At 47.8% G+C, this 4,068-nt stretch carries 1 protein-coding gene; it reads left to right on the top strand.

Features of this window, described 5'->3' with window-relative positions:
* Positions 1 to 114: 114 nt before the first annotated feature.
* Entirely contained in the window at positions 115 to 3,759 is a 3,645-nt protein-coding gene (locus KDK18_RS03710) for a transglutaminase domain-containing protein (RefSeq protein WP_257253305.1), read from the top strand.
* Positions 3,760 to 4,068 lie beyond the last annotated feature (309 nt).

The following is a 4,068-nucleotide window of genomic DNA, read 5'->3' as shown; positions in this document are numbered from 1 at the left end:
CACGACGGTCGTCAGGCGACGCTGATTGAAGGTCCGGCTGGACGGGGCAAGGATGCCATCCTGAACCTGATGATTCAAAGCGTCAAACAGCAGACTGAGCAACGGAGAGAATCCATGCCGAAGGTCTTTCCCCTGAACGCCTGTGATTGTTCCTGGGACAAAGTGTGTGAAAAGATCCAGACGGCTAAAGTGCATGGCGGCATTGTGGTCATCTCGGAAATGAATCTGATTGACAGCCAGCATCTGGAAGGAGAGTTAAACGATATTCTGGCCGGTGACGCTCATCCCGGTTTCCACCTGTTCGCCACCATCAACCCACCCGAGTACAGCGGGCGAAAACCATTATCACCGGCGCTGAAAGGGCGTTTCCGGCATTTGCCTATTCGGCAGTACAGTCCGGCAGAATTGCAAACCATTGCCGAGAAAGTGTTGCCAAAGAACCCGCAGGGGAAAATTCTGGCTGAACAGCTGACTAAGGAACATTGTCGTTTGAGGGCTTACCTGCAACGGAAAAAACTGCCGTTGCAGCCGACCAGCCTTGATTTACAGAATGTGGCCAGGGCCGTCATCCGGGGAGGCGATTTTAGCGAAAACGGACTTCATCAATGCCTCAATCAGCACTATCGGCTTTACCTGATGGCCGCAAAAACATCGCTGGAAGTACTGCCAGAGTCATCAACTCTTGTCGTGAATAACAGTGCGCTTGATTCTGGACTTTGCGAATGGTTCAACCAAACGGTATCGGGCATTGATCGTCCGTGGTTGGTACGCCGCAGTGATTTCAACAGTATCGATGAAAAACGCCATGAAATTCGTGTTAAGGCGGATCTGAATGAAGAGGAAGCCAGAACAGAAATTATCAAGAGAGTGGCTGAGGCCAGATGGCAGGCGTCGGGTCTTTCCCTGAATCCGGACGAGTCGGACGATATTCTCACCCAGGCACTTTACCGACACTGGCAGCAACGCTGGTTTGATCATGAATTTGGCCAGGTGGGCATGGACGCTAATGGCTTATTCTCCCTGACGAAAGAACAGAAACTAACGTTGAAAATGCCAGCTTCCCAACCTTATCTTCGGGAGGCTGATAAGCGCATAGAAGCATGGAACGCCCATGGCGCTAAATGGTGGACTGCGTTCTGGCATCAGATGAATGATCTGCTGAACCATTGGGTTGACGAGTCTGGAGAATACACCCCACAAGTCCAAGAAAAACAGGCCATGACATTGGATTGGGAAACGAACTACGAGAACGAGGAGACGCCACAAGTTAGCGCTTATAAAATTTTTGAGACCCGGAACCATCCATCCCATATGCATCGCCAGTGGGCCAGGGATATTGATGTCTCTGCTGAGGGTAGTGTCGAACTGATCGATTTGGTAGATCAACACATTCATGGAGTCGAAAGCCTCATGCCCACCCGGCTACCAGAACATGGACAGGAGCTGACATTAGCCAGCGATCAAACGCTGGCAACCTTGGACATCTCATCGGACGATGGCCAATATGCATTGCCCAGCCTGACGGCTAACGACTACATCGTGGCCCTGCGTATAGAACCCGATTTGGCATTTACGCTGATCAGGGATCGATATACCGGGCTTCACACACTGTCTGTTCCGGCAGCTGACGCTGAACAGAGTATTCGGTGTGTTTATGTCCTGGAAACCAGAAAACCGGGCAAAAAAACGCCTGCTAAAGAAGCCCGGCCAAAACGATCAACGCATCCTGACACCCGTTGTTCAGAAGGTATGAAAACAGTTTTGAACAGCCTGTTTGACAACATTGCCGAACAACCATCATCCAAAGTACGGAGGTTTTTGCGGGCCTTAAAAAAGGCGCGAGGCACGACGCAACGAATTGAGACGATCACGAACTATTGCCGGAAGTTCACCGGCAAGGCTAAACCAGAGAAGCATAAGAATTTCTTCAAATTCCTCGTAACACAAAGGCAAGGGAGCTGTCGCCATCGCGTGCCTGTTTTCATTGCTTTTTGTCGTTATTTCGGGATTTCATGTCGGCAAATTGATAACGCTGGACACTGCTTTGCCGAGTATTCTGTGGATGGAGGCCAAACCTGGGAGTCAGTAGATTTGGACGGAGCACCAGTACGGAAAACAGAAATTACACCCGAATTCCAGCCTACCAAAATGGTCAGTGCTTCCAGTACTGAGACGAGAAAGATTAAGACTCTCCTGAAAGGGGCTGATTCATTACAACAGCAAACCCTGGCCAAAGCCTGTGATGTGAGTCCTGAGGAACTGAAAAAAGCCCTTGAGACAAATAGCGCATTGCCGGAAACCCATTTAAGTATTGCCGAAATGGTAAGGAACCTTTGGCTGCAAAAAGATTTAACCAGTTTTGCCATGGGTGTCTCAATCATAGAGTTGCTGGAGACAAAAGCATTGGGCAAGGATGTGATGGCATTGGTCGGCGCTGTAATCATTGAAGACGATTGTCGTATTGTTAAACCCATGTCAGAGGCAGTAAGAAAAATATTATACGAAAGTGACGAAGATCGGGTCACAGAACAGCTCAAGTTACTCCATTCAAAACTGGTTGTTGAGGCCGGAGCAAGCCCTCTCGAGTGGTTGCGCTCAATGCAAAATATACTTAAATACCGTAACTTAGCCATACCTTCGGTTATTCACTTTGCCATTGAAGCTCTGGAATCGGGTTGGCTGGATCCACTGGCGACCTACAAGAGCCACATTATGGAGGCTGATGAACATCATAGTCTATTGGTGCGTCTGACCCGTGTCGATGAACTGAAGGATAAAGCCGCCCATTGTCTGAAAAAATGGTACAGGGAATTCTTCTCCAAAGAAAAAAATAGCCAGGTGTGGCAGTTGGCGTATAAAGACTTCCAAAAGAGAAAAGGCGACACTTTGTTCGTCACTCATGGTCATGATGGGTTTTCGTCATTCCTTGAAGGTAGTATGACCATCTCATCTATACAGAACACCTGGACGGACCAACCCGGAGGCATTCCGAATATAGAACGAATGCTGGTGCATCAACCTGCGTTTCCAAAGTTAAACTCGGGCAAAGCGAACCAGCGTCCGGTGATTATCCTGGGGCAACCTTCCTGGCGCCACACAGCGTTTAATGAAAAGGTCGAAGCCCTGTATCAACGAAAAGTTGAGAGCAGCCCGCACTTACAGTATTTATTGGAAAAAAGCGAACAATATAACAAGGCTGTAGATGAACTTCACTGCGCCCTGGATGATCTGAAGAGTGAGTTCCATCATACAATCTATGGAAAATCAATGCGTTCCAATCAGGAATATCAAGCTCAGCAGACAGACTATGAGAACAAAAAGCTTGATATTGAAAACGAGCACAGAGCCATTTTAAAACCCCTTAAATTGTCACGGGAGGATACAAAGCCTTTGCATAATTTAAGAGACAGATGCAGGCAAGCGATTCGGCAGGCCTTCAGTCATTACCTGTATGAAGTGACACACTCTAAAGCCGGTCACTTAACCTTCTGTTGGGCCAGAGCTACCATCGGGGAGGACACGAGCATTAAAAACAACTATGGCGCTCATAATCCATCCTCGCCAGAAGAACTGTATGCCATGATATCCGAAATTGATACCTCTAGTGATTTTGAGAAGTCTGTTGACAATGTTTTCTTGCAGCAGACACTCAACGTCAGTAACGCTCTGGTACTCAAATCCGATGAGCTGACAAAAATTGCCGGAGAATTTTTGAGCAGCGTGAATTTGAATTCGATTTATGAATCATTGGACGCTTAATAACCGTTTGCTCATGATGAGCTTTCCGGGCCGCTGATGTCGACCACTGGTTACGGGTAACCATCCAAATAGAACTTTTCTTCTGTCTTAAGGTCGAATCATTAAACAATTTCAGTAACGTCCTCCGCATGACAGAAGGGAGATTAGCTATGGATGGTCTGATTGGCAGAAAAATAAACGAACCCGCTCCTGATACTGGCGCGCCAGCCAACAGAGCAAAGCAAGATGCACCGTCAAACATTGCAGAGGTCTCTGATGTCATTCCCAAACTCAGTTCATTGTCAATTGCGGTTACTGTGCCTGACAAGA

The organism is Endozoicomonas sp. SESOKO3 (genome assembly GCF_024606255.1).
This window is presented reverse-complemented; position numbering and strand designations above follow the sequence as displayed.

Excerpts from the sequence above, each read along its gene's own strand:
- KDK18_RS03710 (WP_257253305.1), top strand. The coding sequence starts at position 115 with ATGCCGAAGGTCTTTCCCCTGAACGCCTGTGATTGTTCCTGGGACAAA.